Origin of the sequence: Rheinheimera sp. UJ51 (assembly GCF_020819615.1) — a bacterium.
Classification (GTDB): Bacteria; Pseudomonadota; Gammaproteobacteria; order Enterobacterales; family Alteromonadaceae; genus Alishewanella; species Alishewanella maricola.
The window spans coordinates 295,457-318,458 of the sequence record NZ_JAJHOG010000004.1; the positions used below are offsets into that span (position 1 = coordinate 295,457).

A 23,002-nucleotide genomic window follows, 5' to 3' on the forward strand; every position below is an offset into this window, starting at 1 on the left:
CCACGGCGTCATCTTCGATTACTCGGCGCATCCTGCGCCTCGCCTTTGCGGGCCAGCTTAAAGCTGTACAAAATCGCTCCTGGCGATTTTGTACAAGTGGCTATCCTTGCCACTTGCCCTGTCGGGCTAGCTTTCAGCTGTTGCACATTGTTCCTAACGAGGGTGTTTATTTATGTTTAGTATGCGTTTCTATTACCGTGGCTGCGACCACGGCCAACGACTGTTGTGAATGCATGGCAAGTTGCTGCAGCTGCCGATAAGCTTGCTGCTCGGACAATTGCGACTGCTGCATCAACAGTAGCTTGGCACGATCAATCTGTTTTTGAGCGATAAGCGCTTGTTTTGCATCTTGCAACTGTTGCTGCATTTGTTGAATATGCTGTGCTTGCTCTTGCAGTAAATCATAAAAGGTTCGATGTAAATCGGTTCCCTCTTTTGTAAATGCCGCCATTGCAGGCTGCAGTATCGAGCCGAACAGGCCTGGCTGCGACGGATCGAACAACAAGCTGCTAGGATGCTCAGGCTTGCTGGTGCGCTCACTTAAGGCCCGTAATTGTTGACGATGTTGCTGCATCGCCTGTTCGCCTTCCGCTAGTTTTTGTTGGGCTTGGCTGTTGAGATGCTTTAACACCTGTTGTTCAAGCGTGTAAAGCTGGTCTATGCGTTCTGAGGCCATATCAAACCAAACTTCGCACAACACAGGGGCGACGGCGGTGCCATCACTGAGTTGTTGGATCAATTTACGCAACTGCACAAATTCTGTTTTGCCCTGCACATGTTCGGTTTGAAATAAATTTTCTAAATAGATATCTACTAGCGATTGCGCAAGGTGTAATTGTTGCTCCTGTGTTGCTTGAAGCTGCTGTAATCTTTCACAGATGTTTGGGTCAAACTGGCCAGAAGCAAATCCCATGGCACCCCAAGCCCGTTCTTGTCCTGCATGTTCTTTCGCTTGCATCAAATTAAATAATGCTACTAATAAACGGGTCATCTGCGGCTCGCCAGCACCTTCCGCTACATCGGCAACCAAGTTTAACAGGCTGGAGATTAACCGACAGTAAGCTTCGGTACACTGCAGGGGCGTCAACTTTTGTTCAGTGATCAGGCTGCGCAGCGCCACTAAATTGTCTAATCCTTGTAAACTGAGGCTGATACCATGCATCAATCTGCTAGCACCGCTGCGTAAAGTCACCGGCAAATAATGCTCGCTAAGGATCACGCGCAGCTGTTGTTCACTGATTAAAGTTTGCTTGAGCTGAACAGTTCGTTCTTTACTGTAATGTTCAGAATGCGAGGCAAGATAAATGTTGCTAATGCCACGTTCACGTTGTAATTGATGGATCAGTTCACTGATCCCTGTAACCACCTGAGTGCTGCTGCTTAATTGTTGCAAGGTGCTTAGCTCAGCTTGTTTGGCGGCTAATAGAAATTGCTCTGTGGTCTTACTGTAATGAACTTGCATGGTCAATAGCGGTTTGGCTACCTGGTAAGCGGGTACCAAAGCATTTTGCAAGGAATGTTCCAGAGGGGGTTAACTAGCACTAAGTTTATAAAAAACAAGCATTTGATCAGCAGGGTTAGCAGCTAATTTATTGTTTTACAGGCAAAGAGGGGCAGCGATCTTGCTGTATTTTAGTGCAATTATCGAAAGGATTGCACCCTTCTGGTACAGTCGCGGGCAGCTTGCTGCAGTGACCATTTTCTAGGGTAATGATTTTATTCAATAAAATTTTTTTTCAGTTTTGGCACTTTAGTTGCTTTAAATAATTTGTGTGGCGATGAGGTGTTCAGCATCAATAGCCGCACAGATTTTTACCAGAATACAAGCCGTGTATATCGGACAACGACGTCCACCCAGAACTGTGATCAGTTCGGGTGGGCGTTTTTTTTTGCGTAAAAAAGAGCAGTACAGCGTCACAACTGACTAATTTTTATAAACAGAGGAACATCCTATGGCTTATCTAATTCCCGCTGAGTTTGTCACCAAGATGGTCGATGCCGGCGAATCTAAAGTATATATGTCTACTCGAGATACCTTAATCCGCGCCTATATGGCGGGTGCCATCTTAGCGCTTGCGGCAGTGTTTGCCATTACCATTGCAGTACAAACCGGCAGTTTTTTGCTTGGCGCAGCGTTATTTCCGGTTGGGTTTTGTATGTTATACCTGATGGGGTTTGACTTGTTAACTGGGGTCTTTGTGCTAACCCCTTTAGCTTTATTAGATAAACGCCCAGGCGTCACCGTGGCCGGTATCTTACGCAATTGGGGTTGGGTGTTTTGTGGTAATTTCGCCGGGGCGCTGACGGTGGCGCTAATGATGGCCTTTGTGTTTACCATGGGTTTTAACACTGATGGCGGCTCGGTCGGTGAAAAAATTGCGACCATCGGTGAAGCGCGCACCTTAGGTTATGCTGAATACGGGGTTGCCGGTTGGTTAACTATTTTTTTGCGGGGCATGTTGTGTAATTGGATGGTATCGATGGGGGTGGTTGGCGCAATGATCTCCACTCATGTCAGTGGTAAAGTGCTGGCAATGTGGATGCCAATTATGCTGTTCTTTTTTATGGGGTTTGAGCATTCAGTCGTTAACATGTTTTTATTTCCTTATGGGCTGTTAATGGGCGGCGATTTCTCCGTTATGGATTATCTGATTTGGAACGAGATCCCAACTGTGCTGGGTAATTTAGTGGGTGGTTTAGCTTTTACTGGGCTAACTTTGTATACCACACACTATAAAACAGCGCCTAAACGTCATGTCGTTGCGACGTCTGCAGTGAGTAATACGACCACTGTACAGCAAGCCGCTAAAGGATAAGGCTGCACTGATGACACTGACATTAGCCTTAGGGTTACACAGCTGTGCTGGGGAAAAGTCGTTAAATCAAGATTTTTGTGCTGGCGTCATTCCTGCTACGCCACTGCTTTGCACTAAGGGGGCAGCCGTGGCGTTGGCCGATGGTGTCAGTAGCAGCACGGTCAGTCAGATTGCCAGTGAAACGGCGGTAACCAGTTTTTTGGATGATTATTTTTGTACTTCAGATACCGCCAGCGTCAAGCAGGCTGGCGGTCAAGTATTGCAGGCAATTCATGCGTGGTTGTATGGGCAAAGTCGTCAAGTGTTCGGGCACGATCCTGACAAAGGTTATGTTTGCACCTTCAGCGGTTGGGTTGTTAAGGGCCGTTTTGCCCATCTGTTCCATATTGGGGATAGCCGCGCTTACCTTTGGCGGCAAGGGCTCTTAACGCAAATCAGTTCCGATCACAGCAGCCCAGTTTTAACTGGGGCTGGCCACAGTGCTAAAACCACTTATTTAAGTCGAGCGCTCGGCGCTGGACCCCAAATTAATTATGATTATATTCAGGTAGCACTGCGAGAGGGCGACATACTGCTACTTTTGACCGATGGCGTTTATGCCAATTTATCCCCTTCAGCCTTAAGCGCTTTGTTAGCAAAAGCCGAGGCGAAGATGAGTATGCCTGAGCTGGCCTCATCATTAACTGCTGCAGCCTTAGCTGCGCAAAGTGAAGATAATCTCAGTGCAGCCTTGTTGCAAATCAAACAGCTGCCTGAGCCCGCGACCCCACCGAAATTAGATGAGCGCTTGCATGTGGTAACGGATTTAGCTGCGGGCAGTACGCTCGATGGTTATACCGTGATACGTGCACTTTATCAGAGCCATCGCAGCCATGTTTATCTGGTGCAAGATGAAATAAGCAAACAACTGTTGGTGCTAAAAACCCCTGCTACTGAGCAGATGAGCAATGAAGCCTATTTAGCGCGTTTATTACTCGAAGATTGGATTGCCCGGCGAGTGCGTAATGATCATGTGATCCGTTCGGTCAGTACAGGGCGTGAACGTCGTTATATTTACACCCTTGCTGAATTTATTCAGGGACAAACCTTGCAGCAGTGGCGGCAAGATCATCCTCATCCCTCTTTAGAACAAGTTAGACAGATTGTGATGCAAGTCGGGACAGGGCTGCAAGCTTTGCATCGGGCAGAAGTGGTGCACCAAGATTTACGCCCTGAAAATATTATGATTACTGAAACGGGTTTAGTAAAAATTATTGATTTAGGGTCTGCGCAGGTAGCGGGCTTAGTTGAACAATATCATATTGCCGTAGAGCGGGGGCTTGGCACAGCGCTATACTCTGCGCCAGAATGTTTATTAGGGGAGGAAGCCACCCAAAGCGCAGATTTGTATTCATTAGCTGTACTGTGTTACTACCTATTAAGTGGTCGCTTTCCTTATGGTCATCAGTTAGCGCGATGTCGTAATCGTCAGCAGCAAAAGCGCTTATGTTATCAGCCCCTATCGTCAGAAGCTTCAGCCATCCCCAGATGGTTTGATTTAACCTTGCAGCAAGCCTTACAGCCTGATCCGGCAGCGCGTTATCAGCAGTTATCGGCTTTTTTATACGATTTGCAGCACCCTAATCCCGCCTATTTGCAGCAGCCCTTTCGGCCCTTGTTACAGCGTGATCCATTACGTTTTTGGCAAGTGGTGTCACTGATATTGTTGCTGTTAAACCTAACACTTTGCTATCAATTTTTGCTTTAAACCTGATGACGTCGGGCTCGATGTCATCAGGTTACCTTGTATTTATGCCCAAGCGCTTTGCAAAAGCGATTGATTGACTGCCATCGGTTGTTGGATCACGTCGCCAATCATAATTAGAGTGGGCCCAGTAAAGGGTTGTTGCTGAACTTTGTCATTAATATCCTCAAGGGTTGCGCTAAGTAAGCGCTGCTCAGGGCAGCTGACCTGTTCTATCAACGCAATAGGGGTAGAGGCAGGCCAACCTACGGCGCGCAAGCCCTGACAGAGCATTGGCAACCGGCTTAGCCCCATATATACCACCAGTGTTGGATTGTCTCCCTCGGTTTGATAGCGCCATTGTTGCCAGTTAGGTTGTTGCTTAGGATCGGCAAATTGTGCCGTGAGGAAGGTGACACTACGTGCGACATTGCGCGCAGTTAACGCAATACCCGTATACGCGGCAGCGGCACAGGCGGTGGTTATCCCTGGTACAATGGCAAAGGGAATATTTGCGGCCTGTAAGGCCGCGGCTTCTTCGTTTACCCGACCAAAAATGGCGGGATCGCCCCCTTTAAGCCTAACTACGGTATGGCCTTGCTGCGCAAAATATTGTAGCTTTTGGCAGATCTCCGGTTGAGTCAAAGCATGTTGGCCGGCGCGTTTTCCAACGTAATATTGCTGGCAAGCTTTGGGGATCAGCGCCAGCAACGCGGGTGAAATTAAAGCATCATATAACACCACATCGGCTTGTTGCAGTAAACGCCAGGCTTTTAGCGTTAACAATTCAGGATCGCCTGGGCCGGCACCTACTAAAAAAACCTGACCTGTTTTTGGCAAAGTCTGTTGTGCATAAGGTCGTGCTATCGGGAAAAAGGGGGCAAACCATTGACTCATGGGCCGACGAAACAAGGTTAAAAAACTCATACCATCGCCTCCATCTTAGTTTCTGCTCGGGGCTGCGAGCTCTTTAGTTGTATCCAAATAGTCTGTTCTTGCCGTTGTACTGGGTAAACACCCACGCTGATCTCAGGCATTTCTATACATTGGCCGTTGTGTAAATCAAAATGTTGCTTGTAAAGCGGCGAGGCGACAACCAGCCTATCGCCAATTGAACCCGTGATGCCACGCGCTAGCACATTTGCTTGGCCAATCGGATCAAAGTTGTCGATGGCAAATAACTGGTTTTGCCCGGTGATAGTGAGGCTGAACAGGGCAATTTGTTGCCCGTTGACCAAAACACAAACCCCACTGTTGTCGACCAGATCACTCGTGGTTGCTACGTTAAACCATGTCATGGGTGATCTCCTCAGACTCAATCATTGTTACGGGTATACGCTGTTGTTGCTGCTTCTCTTCTAACGTTGCAGGGCGGATTTGCCCTCGCTCTTGCACAAACAAAATATTGCTATCACCTTCGGGGCTATTCACAAAATGTCGGAATCGTTTTAGGGCCTCTGGATCGTCCAGTGTGCGTTGCCATTCACAGGCATAGCTGTTAACCAAACCGGCCATTTGTTTTTCTAATTCAGCGGCTAAGCCAAGGCTGTCATCGATAATCACTTGGCGTAAATAGTCCAGTCCTCCCTCGAGTTTTTCTAACCAGACCGATGTGCGTTGTAAGCGATCGGCCGTGCGGATATAAAACATTAAAATGCGATCGATATAACGGATGAGTGTTGGCGTATCCAGGTCAGTTGCAAACAGATCCGCATGGCGAGGACGCATACCACCATTACCACAAACATATAAATTCCAGCCATTTTCAGTAGCAATGACCCCGATATCTTTACTTTGCGCTTCGGCACACTCGCGAGTACAACCAGACACGGCCATTTTGATTTTATGCGGGGAGCGCAAGCCTTTATATCGGCTCTCTATAGAAATAGCTTGGCCCACACTGTCTTGAACACCGTAACGACACCAAGTACTGCCTACACAGGATTTAACAGTACGTAATGATTTACCGTAGGCATGACCTGTTTCAAAACCGGCATCGACCAAACGTCGCCATATTAATGGCAGTTGTTCTAGCCTTGCGCCAAATAAATCAATGCGTTGACCACCAGTAATTTTGCAATACAACTGAAAGTCGTCGGCCACTTGCGCTAAAACCAACAATTTTGCTGAGCTGATTTCACCACCAGCAATGCGAGGCACTACGGAGTAAGAGCCGTCTTTTTGCATATTCGCTAAAAACGTATCGTTGGTATCCTGTAACGCGACATGTTTGTTATCAAGAATGTATTCATTCCAAACCGAGGCTAAAATTGATGCAACGGTAGGCTTACAGACATCACAGCCTTGGCCTTGGCCATAACGCTGCAGTAACTGTTCAAAGGTGGTCAGTTGTTCAACTTGCACCAAGTGCAATAATGCTTGGCGTGAATAGGCAAAATGCTCACAGAGATGGTTGTTGACCGCGACTCCACGCAAGGTTAATTCGGTATCCACTACAGATTTTAGTAAGGCTGCGCATCCACCACAGCCAGTGCTAGCTTTTGTGCAACGCTTAATACTGGCTAGTTCAACATGACCTTGCTCGATGCTGGCAACAATATCGCCCTTGGTTACGTTGTGACAAGAGCAAAGCATGGCATTGTCTGGCAGCAGATCAGCGCTGAGCGTCGGCGTGTTGGCGCTTAATTGCGGTAAAATGAGGCTTTCCGGGGCTGCGGGCAGAGGCAGCGCATTTAAAAAATATTGCAGCAGGGTGTCATATTCAGCAGTATCACCCACTAACACCGCGCCGAGCAATTTATCGCCGCTGTCATTGAGAACCAGCTTCTTATAAATTTGGCGAATGGGATCTTGATATGTTAAGCATTGTGCCCCTGGTGTGCGTGCATGCGCATCTCCGATTGACCCCACTTCTACACCCAGAAGTTTTAAACGGGTGCTCATATCGGCGCCCTGAAACCGGAGTGCTTGGCCGGTCAGATGACTGGCGGCTACGCGGGCCATTTGATAACCTGGCGCGACTAATCCAAATAGTTGGTTTTGCCATAAGGCACACTCACCAATGGCATAAATATCTTGCTGTGATGTTTGACAGTAATCATTGATGATAATGCCACCTTTAGCTCCGATAGCCAGACCAGCATCTTTTGCTAGTGCGTCATAAGGGCGGATCCCGGCTGAAAACACCACCAAATCGGTTTCTAAAAAGCTGCCATCGCTAAATTCTAAGCGGTAGCGGCATTCGTCACCTGCAACTATGGCTTGTGTGGTTTTACCTGTGTGTACACCTAAGCCCAACGCGGTGATCTTTTGTGTTAATAACTGGCCACCTGCTACATCGAGTTGCACAGCCATCAATTGGGGGGCGAATTCAACGACATGGGTGGTTAGCCCGAGTTGTCTTAGCGCATTTGCCGCTTCTAAACCCAATAAACCGCCGCCAATAATCACGCCGGTTTGGCTGTCTTGAGCACTGTGCGCGATAGCCGTTAAATCGTCCAATGTGCGATACACCAAACAATGTTCTTGTTGATGACCCGGGATCGGCGGCACGAACGGATAAGAACCGGTAGCCAGTACGAGCTTGTCGTAATGATAGTTTTCGCCACTGGCAGTGAATACTGTTTTACTTTGCGGTTCAATTCGGCTGACCCAGCAATTTAAGTGGTATTTAATGCCTTGTTCTCGATAATGCTGCTCAGAAGTGAGCGCGAGTTCGGCACGATCCTTACCGGTAAAAACACTGGATAGATAAACTCGGTCATAAGCCAATTGTGGTTCACCACACAGTACAGTAATGGTTGCTGTAGGCGCTTTTGCCCGCAATTGTTCAACAAAATGGTGCCCAACCATACCATTACCCACGACCAAAATATGTTGCGATGCTGTCATCGTTAGCTCCTTGTGCAATAAAAGTTGGCACCTTTAAAGGCGTGCCAAACAAAAAAGCCCGCAAACAGTGTTTCCACTGTGTGCGGGCTTCGTTGCCGTGATGGCATCGCTTTACTGATGCCAACTACAAATTGTTTAGATGTTACTTTTTATACTATGCAGGATTGTTGCCATAATCCTAGTGCTATGAAAATAAACAGTTTTAATTTTTTTAAGCACGCTTTAGTTTGCTAATTTGCATCAAATTAGTGCAGGCTGGCACCAGCATGAAGCAAAAAAACGCACAACATGATAGGGGTCACCGTTGGGGGGATATTATCGTTGAACGCAAATTCGACCAGTTGCCTAAAACAAAGGTTGGCTGTCGCGAGCAAAATAGGCAAATCACGACAACTTTGTTAAGCTCAATGGCTTAAAAATATTAAGAGTTACCCCGTTTGCATGAATAAAACAAACATGCTGAGGCTATCTTCAGCGCTAAATAATAAGAGTAATGGAGCCCACGTTAAATGAAATATGCATTAACTTTGCTGGCAGCCGCGGTCTTAACCGCTTGCGGCGGTGCTAAGCAAGATGTCGTCCCGGAGCAAAATGTGACTGTCACTCAGCAACAAAGCGCAATTAACTACCCCCAGAGCCGCCAAGGTGATGTGGTTGATAACTATTTTGGTACACAAGTCGCCGATCCGTATCGTTGGTTAGAAGACGATCGTAGCAGTGAGACCGAAAGCTGGGTAAAAGCGCAAAACGAGAGTACTTTCGCATATTTAAAACAGATCCCATTTCGGGATCAGATCCGCGATAAATTACAACAATCGTGGAACTATGAGCGGATTAGCGCACCGTTTAAAGAAGGTGATTATACCTATTTTTACAAGAATGACGGTTTACAAAATCAGTTTGTGTTGTATCGCCAAAAAGGCGATGGCGCTGCCGAAGTGTTTTTAGATCCCAATACTTTTAGCGCTGACGGCACAACGTCCATGGCCGATATTCAATTCTCCGCAGACGGAAAACTGGCCGCTTATGCCATTTCAGAAGGTGGCAGCGATTGGCGTAAAGTGATCGTTATCGACACTGAGACCAAGCAACAAATTGGCGATACGCTGATTGATATTAAGTTTAGCGGTATTGCTTGGCAGGGGAACGACGGTTTCTTCTATTCTAGCTATGACAAACCCGATGGCAGTGAACTCTCTGCCATGACTGATCAGCATAAGTTGTACTACCACAAGCTTGGCACGCCTCAATCAGCGGATCCGGTCGTATTCGGTGCCCTAGATGGTCAGAAACATCGTTATGTAGGCGCTGAGGTCACCGAAGATAATCGTTATTTGCTGGTGTCCGCTGCGGTGTCGACGTCGGGTAATAAGCTTTTCGTGAAAGATCTCACCCAAGCCAATAGTGAGTTTGTTGCGATTGTTACCGATACCGATTCAGATGTGGATCTGGTGGACAGTGACGGTGACATGCTCATCTTAGCAACTAACCGTGATGCGCCTAATCGTAAAGTGGTGAAAGTGTCGGCAAAAGCACCGCAGCCAGAAAATTGGCAAGTGCTGATCCCGGAAACTGAACATGTGCTGCGTATTAGTAGCGGCGCAGGCTTTTTATTCGCTAATTACATTGTCGATGCGATTGCCAAGGTAAAACAATATGATATGAACGGCCAACTGGTGCGCGATATCGAATTACCGGGTTTAGGCAGCGTGGGCGGCTTTGGCGGTAAAAAAGAGGCGGATAAGCTGTATTTTAGCTTTGCTAACTACATCACGCCGGGTTCTATTTACGCGTTTGAGCCAAAAGCGGGTGAAACCTCGCTGTATAACCAGCCGAAAGTGAATTTTGACCCAAGCAACTACGTGTCTGAGCAGGTGTTTTATACCTCTAAAGACGGCACTAAGGTGCCGATGATCATCAGCTATCGTAAAGATTTAAAACGCGATGGCAGCAACCCCACCATTTTGTACGGTTATGGCGGTTTTAATATCAGCTTAACGCCATCTTTTAGCGTAGCGAATGCGGTATGGATGGAAATGGGCGGTATTTATGCGGTGGCCAATATTCGTGGTGGAGGTGAGTACGGTAAAGCCTGGCATAACGCCGGAACACAATTACAAAAGCAAAATGTGTTTGATGACTTTATTGCTGCGGCTGAATATCTGCAAACAGAAAAATACACTTCCAAAGAGAAAACCGCCGTTCGCGGTGGTTCAAATGGTGGTTTATTGGTGGGTGCAGTCATGACCCAGCGGCCAGAGTTGTTCAAAGTGGCGATCCCGCAAGTGGGTGTACTTGATATGTTACGTTATCATACCTTTACCGCCGGTGCGGGTTGGGCCTATGATTACGGTACATCAGAGCAATCAGCCGATATGTTTAACTATCTGCAAGGTTACTCGCCGGTACACAACGTGAAAGCGGGCACCACTTATCCTGCCACCATGATTACGACAGCCGATCACGATGATCGCGTGGTTCCTGCGCATTCGTTTAAATTTGCTGCAGAGCTGCAAGCCAAAGCCAGCAAAGCCACTCCTCAGCTTATTCGCATTGATGTTAATGCAGGCCATGGTGCGGGTATGCCAGTGGCGATGGTGATTGATCAAGCCGCAGATATTTACAGCTTTACGCTGTTTAATATGGGTTATAGTCAGTTACCGAAATAAGCGCTTCATGGCGAAAGGTTATGGCGTCTTCGGACGCCATTTTCGTTTTCAGTAGCGATAAGTTGCCAAGGTGTTGCTAAAACGGCCGTGGCGTATTAAGCTGCGTGCCCTTTTTATTTTGTTAGCTTAGCGCTATCTGGCAAAATAACATCGCCAACAATGGCTGTTCTGCACAGGAGTAAGTGATGGCAAAAGCAGTAATTTTAGTCCTCGATAGTTTTGGGATCGGCAGTGCGCCGGATGCCGCAAAGTTTGGTGACGAAGGCGCCAATACCTTTGCCAGCATTGCCCGAACCTTTACCGAGCAGAAACAACGAGCCTTGCAATTACCTCACCTTGCGCGTTTAGGCTTGGTAAAAGCCTGTACCGCCGCCAGTCAGGGTAAAGCACCGACAGTCGCCGATGCCAGTTCGCTGCATGGCGCTTATGGCTATGCCCGTGAGCTGAGTAGTGGTAAAGATACGCCCAGTGGTCATTGGGAAATGGCCGGTGTTCCGGTGTTATTTGATTGGGGCTATTTTAGCGCTAAAACAGACAGCTTCCCGCCAGAATTGATCTCAGAATTATGCCAGCGCACAGGCATCAGCGGTATCTTAGGTAATTGTCATGCCTCGGGCACCGATATTTTGGTAAAACTGGGCGATGAGCACATTAAAACGGGTAAACCGATTTGTTACACCTCAGCTGATAGCGTGTTTCAAGTGGCTGCACATGAAGAGCATTTTGGTTTAGAGCGTTTACTACGCTTTTGTGAAGTGGCCCGCGAACTGCTCGACAAATATAATATTGGCCGCGTCATTGCTCGGCCTTTTACCGGTACTGCGCCAGAGAACTATGCCAGAACGGGTAATCGTCGTGATTATTCAGTATTACCACCCGCGCCGACTGTACTCGATAAGTTGGTGCAGCAAGGTGGTCAGGTGATCAGTATTGGTAAAATTGCCGATATTTTCGCGCATCAGGGTATTTCGCAATCATTAAAAGCCAATGGTTTAGCGCATTTGGTCGATACCACTTTAGCGCAAATGGCCAAACAGCCGGATAACAGTTTAATTTTTACCAACTTGGTCGATTTTGACCAAAACTTTGGCCATCGCCGCGATCCTATTGGTTATGGCGAGGCATTAGAGTATTTCGATAGCCGCTTGCCAGAGCTGATTAACGCCTGTGATGAAGATACGTTGTTATTATTCACCGCTGACCATGGTTGCGATCCCACTTGGCCGGGTACCGAGCACACACGCGAATATGTGCCAGTGCTGGTGTACAAACAAGGGTTAAGCGGTGTTGATCTTGGCGAACGCATGAGTTTTGCTGATATGGGCCAAACCTTGGCCGACTATTTCGCGCTGGATGCCATGGCATACGGTGCATCTTTCTTAGCTGATTTGAATTAATTAAAGAGAAATTATGGCGACTCCACATATTAATGCCCCTGCGGGCGCTTTTGCTGAAACCGTGTTAATGCCTGGCGATCCACTGCGGGCAAAACATATTGCTGAAACGTTTTTAGAGGATGCCGTTTGCGTTAACACGGTACGCAATATGTTTGGTTATACCGGCACTTATAAAGGTAAAAAAGTCAGTGTATTAGGTTCAGGTATGGGCGTACCGTCTATGTCTATTTATGCCACTGAATTAGTCAAATTTTACGATGTAAAAAACATCATCCGTATCGGGTCATGTGGTGCTTTACCGTTATCGGTTAAAGTGCGTGATGTGGTGATTGGTATGGGCGCGAGCACCGATTCTATGGTTAACCGCAATCGTGTTGGCGGTTTAGATTTTGCCGCAATGGCCAGTTTTGGTTTGTTAGAAAAGGCCGTTGCCGCAGCACGTGCTAAGTCAATTGATGTCAAAGTGGGTAACGTGTTCACTTCAGATTTATTCTATAACCCCAGTGAAACGTTATTCGATACCCTCGAAAAATACGGTGTGTTGGCCGTGGAAATGGAAGCCGCCGGTTTGTACGGTGTGGCAGCAGAGTATGGCATTAATGCGTTAGCCATTTTTACCGTGAGTGATCATATCCGAACCGGTGAAGCCTTAAGTGCCGAGCTACGTCAAACCAGTTTTAATGAAATGGTTGAAGTCGCCTTAGGCTGTCTGTAAACAACGAGGGATTGCTGATTATGTCATTAACCACCAATAAAATGTTTTATGTGTCTTGGGAAGCGTTTCATCGCGCCACGAAAGAGCTGGCACGTCAGCTGTTAGCCGAAGACTTTGATGCCATCGTCGCGGTAAGCCGTGGCGGTTTAGTACCGGCAGCCATCTTGGCGCGTGAGCTGAATATTCGTACCGTCGATAGTATCTGTGTGGCCAGTTACGATCATGATAAGCAAGGTAGCTTAACGATCTTAAAAGATGCGCAGTTAGCCGATTCGGCCAAACTGTTGGTGGTCGACGATTTGGTCGATACCGGTGAAACGGCAAAGGCACTGCGCGAGCGTTTTCCGCTGGCGCGTTTTGTCACGGTATATGCCAAACCACAGGGTAAGCCGTTAGTGGATAACTACGTCACGGATATCGAGCAAGATACTTGGATCCAGTTACCTTGGGATATGGAGTTAGCCTACAGTAAGCCACTGGCCGAGGAAGTATGAGCCTAACCCAACTGACTTTAACGCTGCCTGACTGGATCAACGAGGTGGTTGATTGGCAGCAGACGTATCAAAACGATCAGCAAAAAATGGCGCTAGCCATAGAGTTATCCCGGCAAAACGTATTGCGTGGCACGGGTGGCCCTTTTGGTAGTGCGATTTTTGATATCGAAAGCGGAAAGTTACTCAGTGTAGGGGTTAATCGGGTCATGCCGTTAAGTAACTCCACTGCTCATGGTGAGATGATGGCGATTATGCTGGCTGAGCAATCTCTGCAAAGCTTTAGCTTGTCTGCAGATGGTGTTAAGCGCGAGTTGTTTACTTCCTGTGAACCTTGCGCTATGTGCTTAGGCGGCACCTTGTGGAGTGGGGTGAAGCGTTTGGTCTGTGCGGCAACCGCCGATGATGCGCGAGCAATTGGTTTTGATGAAGGCCCTGTATACGAGCAAAGTTATCAGTATCTAACTGATGTGGGTATTGAAGTGGTGCGGTTAGTGGAGCGTGATGCTGCAGCTGCAGTGCTACAGCATTATTTGCAAGAGGGTGGCACCATTTATAATGGTTAGGCTATCACAATAGCATTAATAAAAAAGCCAGCGTTAGCATAATACCGATCAGTTAGTGTTTAGCATGACGCGGTTTGCTCACATCAACACGCCATGAATCATCCCTGAGGCTCGATTCCGGCCATCCATGGCCTCCAACGGTTGATTTAGAGCAAACAGGTCATGCTTAACTGACTTTAATTAAGCGTTAGCTAGCTTTTTCCATTCAATTAACCTTGCTATACAGTTTATTGCTGATAAAGAGCGCTTCGACTTTTTCGCGTGCCCATGGGGTACGCCGTAAAAACTTTAGGCTACTTTTTACCGACGGATCTTTTTTAAAGCAGTTAATGTCAATCTGCTCTGCCAGCTTGGGCCAACCATAATGTACCACTAACGCAGTAACAATTTGTTCTAGCGTAACGCCATGCAAGGGGTTATTTGTTTGTGTCATGTGGCTTCCCATTACGCCAGCGGCAATGGCTGCTGGCGCTGGCTATCAGATGTTATAAACGTTCAATCAGGGCTGCAGTGAAGTCGGTTGTGCCGAAGCTACCCCCTAAATCACGCGTGGTGCGATCACCGCTGGCGATCACGTCAGTTAATGCCGCTAAAATCTTATCGGCTTTATCTTTCATACCTAAGTATTCTAGCATCTGAATGGACGCTAAGATCACTGAACTTGGGTTTGCTAGGTTTTTACCCGCAATATCTGGCGCGCTACCGTGCACCGCTTCAAAGATGGCACAATCTTTACCGATATTCGCACCTGGCGCCATGCCTAAACCACCCACAAGGCCTGCACACAGATCCGATAAAATATCACCAAATAAGTTAGTGGTCACAATTACGTCAAACTGCTGTGGGTTCATGACCAGTTGCATACAAGTGTTATCAACGATCATTTCTTGAACTTCGATATCCGGATACGACTGAGCAACCTCGCGCGCCGTTTTCAGGAATAAACCTGAAGTCGATTTTAAGATATTGGCTTTGTGCACGATGGTGACTTTTTTACGGTTTTCGCGGCGTGCGGTTTCAAAAGCAAACTCGGCAATACGGCGCGCGCCTTCTTTAGTAACAATGCTCGACGCTTGCGCAGTTTCGCCATCTTCTGACACGGTTTGGCCATGGCCTGAATACATACCTTCGGTATTTTCACGAATGGTAATAATATCGATATTTTCGTAACGGGCTTTGGTGCCTTTAAACGAGATCACTGGGCGAACGTTAGCGTACAGGTTAAACTTTTTACGTAACGTGACGTTAATTGAAGTAAAACCTTCACCTACTGGCGTGGTTAAAGGGCCTTTGAGTGTGATCTTGTTTTTAAGAATAGCGTCTAAGGTGGCTTGTGGTAGCAACTCACCGGTTTTTTCCAGCGCGGTCAAACCGGCATCCACGTATTCGTAGTCAAAATCACAACCGGCTTTTTCCAGTACTTGAATCGCGGCTTCAACAATACTTGGGCCAATGCCATCGCCTTTAATCACGGTAATCGTTTGCTTGCTCATGGAAATCCTTAGCTGTATATTTTTGATATTTATAGTCAGGCGTCTGCCTGAAAGCGTGCTTATTATAGCGCTGCAGCGGGTTTTAAGCCAGTTTACCGCGCAGGATAGCTAGTCACGGCTTTGATAGGTGCTATAAGTTTGGTGAATGTAGCTTGTGTTAGGCAAATTCACTATTTAGCGGATAAAACAGCCCGTCGTGCTGCAGCAGTTGTTGTTGCCATTCTTTTAATGATTTAAGCGGTAATGAGAGCGTAGCCGTGGCTTGTTGTAGCAGGTGTTGGGTACTTTGCTGTGCCATCGGATAACAAAATACGCTGAATGTCAGCTGCCAGGCCAACCTTAACAGCAAGCCTTGTTGCTCGGCTAAGGTCCAAGGCATCCCTTCAATATGTTGTGTATATTGACACATGGCGCCATCAGCCCAATTTTCTAACTGATAATGATGCAATAGTGCCGCCGTCAAACGCTGACTTTTAACCGGTTCCAGCAGGTATTTTTGTACGAGTTGGCCCAGTAAATGTAGCTGTTGGACGAGACGACTGACCGGTACGGCTTGCAGGCTAGGGTGATGCCACAGTGGCGCACTGGCACAACTGGCGATTAAGCCTGCTTGTTGCTGAGATAAGGGGGCCGCTAAGTGTTGGCCTAATACTAATAAACTATGATACAGCGCCTGTTGTAATTGCCATAACCAAGCATGCTGATTACTGCGCTGGCATTGTAGGTAAAACTGCATTTCGGCACGCGCTACCGCAAGCGGCAACTGTGCTTGACCGAAACTGGCAAGCGCATGACGTAAATTGTTTACTGCAACTTTCTGCCGATTACTGGCACTGGCATTCTTGAGTAATAACTGAGCAATAGCCGGATGCTTTTCCAGTAAGCTAACCTGAGCGTTTAAATCGCTGTGACTTAAACTGCTTAAAATAGACTGCTGCATCAAGCCATTTGGGGTGAGTATTGTCACTTCGGGTCGCTTCGGCATACTGACTTTGGCTAACCAGTGTTGCTGGATCAGCTTAGCCGGTGGCAAAATTTTTAATTCATCCACATTACGTTTAGTCAGATGCTCGGCTAAACGTTGTTGTTCTGGCCAGTATTGCAACGCCTGATAGGCCTCGCTGTGATTATCCGCATGACAAAGTAGCCAAAAGTTGTCTTGCTCATCGCGGGCAACGCGGCCACACAAATACAAAGCAGGTGCGTAGTGCATTAACTGGCTAATTTCGGTTAATACTAACTCATCATTAGAACCGTTAATCCAGCGCGCTAACAGCACTTCTAAGGCCGGTGCGCTGCCCTTATCCGGTTGTAATTGATAACCAAGCTCAATGGCTAAGGTTAATAGCGGGCTATCGTGATGCACTTGCCAAGGCAGGCGTTTTTGTAAGCGATGAAAAGTGCCAGCGAGTACCGTGGTAATGATGCCGCCGCATTTATGTTCTTTCAGTTTTTTGGCTAATAGTAATGCCGCTGGGATCTTATTGTGTGCTGTTGTACAACCGGCCAATAACACGGCTACCCCTAAGAGATCGCGTCGTGCTTTTGGCCAATGTTTCAGCCGAGTCCATAGCATCAACAACACCCAGCTTTTCATGGTGCGATTTGCCGCAGCCGGTTCTTCCGAGGGAATATAGGATAATTGCGCCATGGCTGCGGCTAAATTAATTTCACTACTTTGTTGCAGTTGTATATGCAGTTCTCGCGCTTGTTGAATAGCGCTTTGTAGGGTTTCAGGCGTAGTGGCTTGCGCTAGCGCTTGGCTTAACAAGGGCAGTTGTTGGTAGCTACGTAGCCAATTAATCGATTGATCCGGCATGCGGTTGCTGCTCCAGATAGTGTTTCGTGGCGTCGTCACCTATGGCGGTCAGTTGGCGATTAATAAATAATAAGGCGGTACATTCGTCTGCAGTGGTAATACCGTCTGCGGCTTTACGATGAGTACGATAGTACAATAGTTGATAAACTTGATTATTGTGCACAAAGGCTTCGGTAATATCGGGGCTGCCTAAACGATTGATCAGCGCATCCTGCGCGAGGGGTTGCTTCAGATCAAGGCGTTGGATGACTTTAGCATTAAAAGATTCGCGGTCTTGCCAGTTCATTTGAGTCGGGTCGTCGGGATAAAAACGCAAAATAGCGAAGGTACTCACAAAATAGAGTACAACACCAGCAGCAAACCATAGCAGGGTTTTAAATTTCATAAGTGACTACGATGACTCCGTTAAGCGTATATCTTGTAAGTTTAAACCCAGCGCTAATTGAGTTTGCAATGTCAAAATTTGAGTATAAAGAATAATATCTTGTTTTTGCTCAGTAATTTTTAGTTTTAATTTTTTCGGGCAATCAGGGTGTTGCAAAGCATCATTTAAGCTGCGTCCTAGCGCCATAAATTCTTCAGCCCCTTTGGGGCCGACACCGTTTACCCCCGGAATATTATTGGTACTATCACCCACTAAGCTCCACCAACTGACGAGTTGCTCTGGCTGCACACCAAACTTTTCTTTTACCTGTTCGCGGCTGACATAGTGTCGGGCGAAAGGATCATAAATCTCAACACCTTGGCCCAGAAGCGGTAAATAGCCTTTATCGGTTGAGACAATAACCACGTCTTGTTGGTGCTGGCGTATCTTGGTGGCAATAGTGGCAATCACATCATCTGCTTCATATTCGGCCTGATGAAAGCACTTCACGCCGCTTAGCTCGGTAGCGGTTAATAAGTCGGGCAGGGCTGCGGCTAAAATACTGGGCATGGGCTTACGATTGGCTTTATACAGCGGGCATAATTTTTGTCGCCACTGACTGCTATTGTCACCGTCAAATACCATTAACGCATGGGTGGCCTGCAGCTCTTGGCGCAGGCGACTTAACGTTTGCAGTAGCATTTGTTGAGTATTACTAATAATTTGCTGACGCGTACCCTCTGCAACGTCTTCCGCTAACGGCAGATAGGGGCGTTCTTGTACCGCATACAAGCGACGGATCAGATTCAGCGCATCTAATAGTATTACTCTAGCCATAATTATTGAGAGATCCGATAACAGGGTTCGTATTTGCTGCCAGGCAATTTCATGCGACCTTGCTCAACAAAAGCCGCTAATAATTTATCCATCAAACGCATTAATACGGGCTCGCCACTGAGAATAAAGGGGCCATGCTGACGAATGGCTTTGATGCCCTCGTCTTTAACATTACCGGCCACGATACCCGAAAATGCACGGCGTAAATTAGCCGCCAGTTTCGCTTTGTCCTGATCAAGGTGCAAGTCGAGTGCGGCCATATTCTGATGATTTGGGATAAAAGGTTGTTGAAAATCAGGCGCGATATCCAAGGTCCAATTAAAGTGATAAGCGTCACCTACGGATTTACGATAGGCACGTACATCCTGACAACCTTGTTTTAAGCGTTTTGCCACAGCCGCCGGATCATCAATAATGATTTCCAGCAAGTCTAATGCTTCAGCGCCAAGCGTTTGCTGAATAAAATCGGCAATTTCATTAAAGTAAGCTGCACTGCTGGCCGGGCCGGTTAAAATGATCGGTAAGCGTTGCTCGGCGTTACGTTTATCTAGCATGATCCCCACCAGATACAGTAACTCTTCCGCTGTACCGGCACCCCCTGGGAAAATAATAATACCGTGAGCCACGCGCACAAAAGCTTCTAAGCGTTTTTCGATATCCGGCAAGATCACTAATTCATTTACAATCGGATTGGGTGGCTCGGCAGCAATAATACTTGGCTCGGTTAAACCTAAATAGCGACCACTGCGAATACGTTGTTTGCTATGGCCAATGGTTGCCCCTTTCATTGGGCCTTTCATCGCGCCCGGGCCACAGCCGGTACAAATGTTTAAACCGCGTAAACCGAGTTGATAACCCACCTCTTTCGTGTAGTGATATTCTGCTTCACGAATGGAGTGGCCCCCCCAGCAAACAATCATATCAGGTTCACTGGTGGCATCGATGACACGAGCATTGCGCAAAATATCAAACACACTGTGTGTCAGATGCACACCATTATTTAAATCTAACGGGTTAGTTTCGCCGCTATGGCGGGTGTGATAAAACAAAATATCGCGTAACACCGCAAACAAGTGTTCATGGATCCCTTTGATAATTTTGCCATCGACAAAGGCGCTTTGCGGTGGATTGTTTAATTCAATTTTGATGCCGCGCTCGCGGCTGAGTAATTTAATCGAAAAATCTTGATATTGTTCGTAGATTTCCGCTGAACTGTCGGTATGGCTACCGACATTCAGCACCGCCAGGGCGCAGTTGCGAAACAGTTGGTAAGTGTCGTTTTCGGTATTTTGTTGTAAGCGTTCAACTTCTAATTGGGATAATAAATCCATAGCACCCAATGGGTTAAGATGTACTTGCATCGGCAATCTCCTGATTGCGGGCAACAGCGTTGTTACTTTAATGCTATTTGGTCCCGTCCGCCTTTTTTGGCGAGGTATAAGGCTTCATCGGCGCGGTCGAAAGCTTGGCGCGGTTGTTCACCGGCTAAAAACTCAGTGGCTCCGAAAGAAATGGTAATACGCACATGTTCATTTTTAAATTTAAAAGGTATTTTTTTGATTTTTTCTCTAATTAAATTAAGAGGTTCGCTGATTTGGCTCAGTTTAGTATCGGGCATGATGATCACAAATTCTTCACCACCGTAACGGGCTAAAAAATCTGTTTGTCGAATCGATTGTTGTAGTGTTTTGGCAATAACCCGCAGGGTTTTATCACCGGCACTGTGGCCGTAACTGTCGTTAATTTTCTTGAAAAGGTCTACATCACCTAAAATAATACACAGCGGTGTGCCTTGGCGTAGCCAGCGTTTAAATTCTAGATCCAGGCGGGTTTCGTATGCAGCACGATTTGGGATCCCCGTTAAAGTATCACGAGCACTGCGAACACTTTGCTCGGCGAGACGTTCTTTAAAGCTTTTAGCATCACGCTCTAATTCTTTGACGCGATCTTCCATCGCAACCAAGCTGCCCAGCAGCTTTTGTCGTTCTTGTTGTTCTAGCCGTTCTTTTTCATTTAATGACTCGGTTAAATCATTCATTCGCACAATAACCAAGCTTTTAAGTTGCTCTAAAGATTGTGCTTTTTTAGTTTGCTTGCCTAAATCATCAATTTGATTTTCGATTTGTTGATTGAGTGTGGCGAGTTTTTGTTGAAAATGCCCTGAGTCTAGTAAGGTGGCTTCAACAGCTTGTTGCACACTGGCAAGCGCATCATTTAACTTTAATAAGAAGTTCTCAGAGGATTGCCGCTCTTCTTGCAAGCCTTTGGCGATAATACTGATGGTGGTTAAACAGGCATCAAATAGGCCTTCAACATTCAGCGAACCGAGTAAGCTGGCCTTGATTTGCTCAGCGGCTGGGGCGTGTTTTTCGGTAAAGGTGAGCTCGCTCAGTAAATTACTCAATTCTAAGGTCAGTTGCCGACAAATATGTGCATAGCGCTCTTGCTCAGCATGGCCATCACTTAAAACGTTGCTGTTTTTATCATCCTGATGCGCCTTTAATGCGCTTTGGTAAAGTTGCGTTAGGTGCGTCAGTTGCGGCAAAAAGGCTTGTAAGGTTGCGGTGGGCTGCTCTACTTTACTTAATAGCTGGCGTAAATCGCGGCGTAACTGATCAGGTAACCCTCGCTGTTGTTGCAGCATTTTGCCTGCTTGGGTCAGTTCTTGTTGGATCTTAACAATCTCAAGCTGTTGTTGCTTTTCTAGCGTCTGTAAGCTGCTGCTTATATCATTAATTAAGGGTAAGACATTTTCAAGATCTGTACTTTTACTTAGCGCGCTGCGTAACTTAGCTAGTCGATTATCCAGTTCTAAATCAATGCCTTTTGTCAGTAAGGATAAGCGTAATACGAGCTGCGAAAGCAGTGAAAACTGCTTTTGGTAAGTTTGCTCTAAGGTTTTTCGAGCAGAAACGGCTTGGCTAAGTTGTTGTTTCAGGTCTTGTTGCAATGCTGCCACCTACTAAGGGATCCAAGAGTCTTGATTACTCAAGTATATCCTCAGACTGGGCTAAGAAGGTAGCGTAAAGCTAAAAAACTTAAAGGAAAAAGCGAGCTTAAGCTCGCTTTTCGATATTTTTTATTATTTTGGCTTGGCTTACTTTGTTAGGTAGTAAGGCAGCCAACTGGTTTCTTCTGTAGGGGTAAGATGTAACATTATCAGGTTCCATTTTGCTATTGCCTGTTGTCAGCATCAACAGGTGCAGCTATTAAAGCAGAATTACCCTAAAAATGAAAGTGCGACTGTAATATTACATGTTGAATTTCAGATTTTGCGGCTTCTTTACTGCTTTATGGCCGATTAAAAGAAAAAAGACAGTATATTGCTGTCTTTTTGGGTGTTGAGTTACCACTTGAGTTACATTATTGGCGGCTTAAGCGAATATTGGGGGCCTGATAAGGCTCACTGCTGCGTAATGGATTAATGTCTAAGCCACCACGACGTGTATAGCGCGCATATACCGCTAAAAATTCCGGCTTGGCAAAGCGCCATAAATCCGTGTAAATGCGTTCTACACATTGTTCATGAAATTCGTTATGGCTGCGGAAGCTGATTAAATATTTTAATAAGGCTTCATGCGACAGTGCTGGGCCGCGATAATGAATATAAATACTGGCCCAATCGGGTTGCGAGGTAATTAAGCAATTTGATTTTAACAAATGCGAATGCAGTTTTTCATCAACGCGATCTCGGTTCGGATCCAATGCCAGTAAGCTGGCATCGTACTGATACTGGTCAACACTAATATCTAATTCATCTAAACAGATACCCGGGATCCAGGTTGCTTGAAACGCCATGATTTCACTTACATTATGCAGGCTAACTTGCACTGGCTTGCCAGCACAGGCCGATAAGTCTTGCTGTAATGCTTGATAAACCTGACCTAAATCAGCAAAGCGGCTTTGATTAAAGCTGTTTAAATATAATTTAAAGGATTTAGATTCAATTAAGTTGGCAGAGTCTACCGGTACCACAAAGGTCGCCAGCGCCACCATGGGTTTGCCTTTGGCGTTTAACCAAGATAGTTCGTAACCGTGCCAGATATCTTGACCAACAAAGGGCAGATCAGCATCGCTTATGCCAAGTGTTTGGCGGCCTAAGCTACGAGGAACCGCTTGTAACAGCGAAGGAGTGTAGTGATCAACATAATCGGTGATCTTGCCTAGACTTAAGTCGGCCAGAATGTCGGTATGGCTTTTTGTCATTTCTCTGTCTTTTTAGCTACAATACCGCGCATATTATCATAACTGTCCCGAGGA

The 23,002-nt window shown here is 46.6% G+C and carries 19 protein-coding genes; 7 read left to right on the forward strand and 12 right to left on the reverse strand.

Features of this window, described 5'->3' with window-relative positions:
• Positions 1-166: 166 nt before the first annotated feature.
• On the reverse strand, positions 167-1,513 hold the full coding sequence (locus LMJ53_RS07320) for a nitrate- and nitrite sensing domain-containing protein (RefSeq protein WP_229585463.1): 1,347 nt from the start codon (positions 1,511-1,513) through the stop codon (positions 167-169).
• Positions 1,514-1,952: 439 nt separating this feature from the next.
• Here LMJ53_RS07320 and LMJ53_RS07325 point away from each other — a divergent pair, with 439 nt between their 5' ends.
• Both LMJ53_RS07325 and LMJ53_RS07330 read left to right on the forward strand, forming a co-directional pair.
• The gene (locus LMJ53_RS07325; RefSeq protein WP_229585464.1) at positions 1,953-2,816 is read left to right on the forward strand and encodes a formate/nitrite transporter family protein; all 864 of its coding nucleotides are present in this window, start codon (positions 1,953-1,955) and stop codon (positions 2,814-2,816) included.
• Positions 2,817-2,826: 10 nt separating this feature from the next.
• Positions 2,827-4,563 (forward strand): bifunctional protein-serine/threonine kinase/phosphatase, encoded by a 1,737-nt coding sequence (locus LMJ53_RS07330; protein WP_229585465.1) that lies wholly within the window; start codon positions 2,827-2,829, stop codon positions 4,561-4,563.
• Positions 4,564-4,605: 42 nt separating this feature from the next.
• On the opposite strand, the gene cobA is transcribed toward LMJ53_RS07330, so the two are convergent.
• Genes cobA through nirB form a run of 3 tightly spaced genes read right to left on the reverse strand, consistent with a single transcriptional unit; the run spans position 4,606 to position 8,391 of the window.
• Complete coding sequence (gene cobA / locus LMJ53_RS07335) at positions 4,606-5,466, reverse strand: uroporphyrinogen-III C-methyltransferase (protein WP_229585466.1); 861 nt, start codon at positions 5,464-5,466, stop codon at positions 4,606-4,608.
• Positions 5,463-5,837: a nitrite reductase small subunit NirD gene (gene nirD / locus LMJ53_RS07340; RefSeq protein WP_229585467.1), complete on the reverse strand. Its 375-nt coding sequence runs from the start codon at positions 5,835-5,837 to the stop codon at positions 5,463-5,465. Before nirD ends, cobA begins: the two co-directional genes overlap by 4 nt.
• Positions 5,824-8,391, reverse strand: coding sequence for a nitrite reductase large subunit NirB (gene nirB, locus LMJ53_RS07345; protein ID WP_229585468.1), 2,568 nt, complete (start codon positions 8,389-8,391; stop codon positions 5,824-5,826). Before nirB ends, nirD begins: the two co-directional genes overlap by 14 nt.
• A 509-nt stretch (positions 8,392-8,900) precedes the next feature.
• On the opposite strand from nirB, the gene LMJ53_RS07350 reads away from it, so the two are divergent.
• The 5 genes from LMJ53_RS07350 (at position 8,901) to LMJ53_RS07370 (ending at position 14,229) form a co-directional block, all read left to right on the forward strand.
• The gene (locus LMJ53_RS07350) at positions 8,901-11,060 is read left to right on the forward strand and encodes a prolyl oligopeptidase family serine peptidase (RefSeq protein WP_229585469.1); all 2,160 of its coding nucleotides are present in this window, start codon (positions 8,901-8,903) and stop codon (positions 11,058-11,060) included.
• 185 nt (positions 11,061-11,245) lie between these two features.
• The gene (locus LMJ53_RS07355; protein ID WP_229585470.1) at positions 11,246-12,457 is read left to right on the forward strand and encodes a phosphopentomutase; all 1,212 of its coding nucleotides are present in this window, start codon (positions 11,246-11,248) and stop codon (positions 12,455-12,457) included.
• A gap of 13 nt (positions 12,458-12,470) precedes the next feature.
• Complete coding sequence (gene deoD / locus LMJ53_RS07360; RefSeq protein ID WP_226749701.1) at positions 12,471-13,172, forward strand: purine-nucleoside phosphorylase; 702 nt, start codon at positions 12,471-12,473, stop codon at positions 13,170-13,172.
• A 20-nt stretch (positions 13,173-13,192) separates the two neighbouring features.
• Positions 13,193-13,666 carry a xanthine phosphoribosyltransferase gene (gene gpt, locus LMJ53_RS07365; RefSeq protein ID WP_226749702.1) on the forward strand — a complete coding sequence of 158 codons (474 nt, stop codon included), beginning with the start codon at positions 13,193-13,195 and terminating at the stop codon, positions 13,664-13,666.
• Positions 13,663-14,229, forward strand: a complete 567-nt coding sequence (locus tag LMJ53_RS07370; RefSeq protein WP_226749703.1) for a nucleoside deaminase — start codon at positions 13,663-13,665, stop codon at positions 14,227-14,229. Before gpt ends, LMJ53_RS07370 begins: the two co-directional genes overlap by 4 nt.
• 205 nt (positions 14,230-14,434) lie before the next feature.
• Here LMJ53_RS07370 and LMJ53_RS07375 read toward each other — a convergent pair whose 3' ends face one another.
• The 8 genes from LMJ53_RS07375 to queF form a co-directional block, all read right to left on the reverse strand.
• Positions 14,435-14,662 (reverse strand): VF530 family DNA-binding protein, encoded by a 228-nt coding sequence (locus tag LMJ53_RS07375; RefSeq protein ID WP_226749704.1) that lies wholly within the window; start codon positions 14,660-14,662, stop codon positions 14,435-14,437.
• 52 nt (positions 14,663-14,714) lie between these two features.
• Positions 14,715-15,722 (reverse strand): isocitrate dehydrogenase, encoded by a 1,008-nt coding sequence (locus LMJ53_RS07380; protein ID WP_229585471.1) that lies wholly within the window; start codon positions 15,720-15,722, stop codon positions 14,715-14,717.
• A 157-nt stretch (positions 15,723-15,879) separates the two neighbouring features.
• Positions 15,880-17,541 (reverse strand): hypothetical protein, encoded by a 1,662-nt coding sequence (locus LMJ53_RS07385; RefSeq protein WP_229585472.1) that lies wholly within the window; start codon positions 17,539-17,541, stop codon positions 15,880-15,882.
• A complete protein-coding gene (locus LMJ53_RS07390) occupies positions 17,522-17,926 on the reverse strand; it encodes a DUF3192 domain-containing protein (RefSeq protein WP_229585473.1) in 405 nt (134 codons plus the stop codon). Before LMJ53_RS07390 ends, LMJ53_RS07385 begins: the two co-directional genes overlap by 20 nt.
• Positions 17,927-17,932: 6 nt before the next feature.
• The gene (xni, locus tag LMJ53_RS07395) at positions 17,933-18,742 is read right to left on the reverse strand and encodes a flap endonuclease Xni (protein ID WP_229585474.1); all 810 of its coding nucleotides are present in this window, start codon (positions 18,740-18,742) and stop codon (positions 17,933-17,935) included.
• Positions 18,743-18,744: 2 nt separating this feature from the next.
• The gene (ppnN, locus tag LMJ53_RS07400; RefSeq protein WP_229585475.1) at positions 18,745-20,103 is read right to left on the reverse strand and encodes a nucleotide 5'-monophosphate nucleosidase PpnN; all 1,359 of its coding nucleotides are present in this window, start codon (positions 20,101-20,103) and stop codon (positions 18,745-18,747) included.
• A 32-nt stretch (positions 20,104-20,135) separates the two neighbouring features.
• Positions 20,136-21,701 (reverse strand): GGDEF domain-containing protein, encoded by a 1,566-nt coding sequence (locus LMJ53_RS07405; protein WP_229585476.1) that lies wholly within the window; start codon positions 21,699-21,701, stop codon positions 20,136-20,138.
• A gap of 404 nt (positions 21,702-22,105) precedes the next feature.
• On the reverse strand, positions 22,106-22,948 hold the full coding sequence (gene queF, locus LMJ53_RS07410; protein ID WP_229585477.1) for an NADPH-dependent 7-cyano-7-deazaguanine reductase QueF: 843 nt from the start codon (positions 22,946-22,948) through the stop codon (positions 22,106-22,108).
• Between the last annotated feature and the right edge of the window lie 54 nt (positions 22,949-23,002).